Below are 1,674 nucleotides of genomic sequence, written 5' to 3' on the forward strand. Positions count from 1 at the left end.
GCGTCATTCGTAAGGCGATCAAGAACCGGAAGATTTTTCGGACTGATGAGTCAGTCATGAAGGTAATCTATCTGGCCATGGAAAAAGCTTCCGAGAAATGGACCATGCCGATCAGGAACTGGAAAGCAGCCATGAACCGGTTTGAAATTATGTTTCCTGACCGGTTCAAGGAGTAATAGTTTTGGTGGCGTTTACACAGAATTATTTACAGGCTCAATGACATCGATCAAGATCTGAATGATACCCCTGCCAACTTTAACCTGAACAGTGCTGAAATTGTCGATAGCCTTGGTAATCTAATTACCGGTCAGGGTTCTATTGCCATAGTCGATAATCGGCTGCAGTTTACCCCCGGGGCTGATTTTGATTATCTGGCAACCGGCGAGTCCACAACCATCATCGTTCATTACATCATGAGTGACGATGGTGGTTTGACGTCGGATGCCATCACTACCATTACCGTTACCGGCACCAATGATGTACCGACCATTACTGCGGCCACCGATGTCTCCGGCGCGGTGACCGAGATTGTGGATGGCGGCACCGGTGAAAACACCACCACATTATCCGACAGTGGTTCTTTTGCCATTGCTGATGTGGACCTCACCGATGTCCAGACCGTCAGCGTCACCTCCGACACCACCGGGTACCTGGGCTCCTTTACCCCGACGGTCAGCAACAACACCACCAGTGACGGCACCGGCCAGGTGGACTGGACCTTCACGGTGCCCGATGCCGATATTGATGACCTGGCGGCAGGCCAGGTGCGGACCCAGACCTACACGGTGACGGTTAACGATGGCAACGGCGGCACCGTGGATCAGCAGGTGACGGTGACCATCACCGGCACCAATGATGTACCGACCATTACTGCGGCCACCGATGTCACCGGCGCGGTGACCGAGATTGTGGATGGCGGCACCGGCGAAAATACCGATACCCTGTCCGACAGTGGCAGCTTCACCATCGCCGATGTGGACCTCACCGATGTCCAGACCGTCAGCGTCACCTCCGACACCACCGGGTACCTGGGCTCCTTTACCCCGACGGTCAGCAACAACACCACCGGCGACGGCACCGGCCAGGTGGACTGGACCTTCACGGTGCCCGATGCCGATATTGATGACCTGGCGGCGGGTCAGGTGCTGACCCAGACCTATACCATCACGGTCAACGATGGCAACGGCGGCACCGTGGACCAGCAGGTGACAGTGACCATCACCGGCACCAATGATGTACCGACCATTACTGCAGCCACCGATGTCACCGGCGCGGTGACCGAGATTGTGGATGGCGGCACCGGTGAAAACACCAGCACATTATCCGACAGTGGTTCCTTTGCCATTGCTGATGTGGACCTCACCGATGTGCAGACCGTCAGTGTCACCTCCGACACCACCGGCTATCTCGGCTCCTTTACCCCGACGGTCAGCAGCAACAACACCACCAGTGACGGCACCGGCCAGGTGGACTGGACCTTCACGGTGCCCGATGCCGATATTGATGACCTGGCGGCGGGTCAGGTACTGACCCAGACCTACACGGTGACGGTCAACGATGGCAACGGCGGCACCGTGGATCAGCAGGTGACGGTGACCATCACCGGCACCAATGATGTACCGACCATTACTGCGGCCACCGATGTCACCGGCGCGGTGACCGAGATTGTGGATG

At 56.9% G+C, this 1,674-nt stretch carries 1 protein-coding gene and 1 pseudogene; both read left to right on the forward strand.

Annotation, left to right across the window (positions count from 1 at the left end; genetic code table 11):
* Positions 1-176 (forward strand): annotated as a pseudogene (locus AK963_RS32790) (IS256 family transposase); the annotation flags it as partial.
* Positions 177-413: 237 nt separating this feature from the next.
* A partial coding sequence (locus AK963_RS28715; RefSeq protein WP_202969915.1) for a beta strand repeat-containing protein occupies positions 414-1,674 on the forward strand: 1,261 nt, incomplete at its 3' end.

Origin of the sequence: Endozoicomonas atrinae, from assembly GCF_001647025.1 — a bacterium.
Classification (GTDB): Bacteria; Pseudomonadota; Gammaproteobacteria; order Pseudomonadales; family Endozoicomonadaceae; genus Endozoicomonas; species Endozoicomonas atrinae.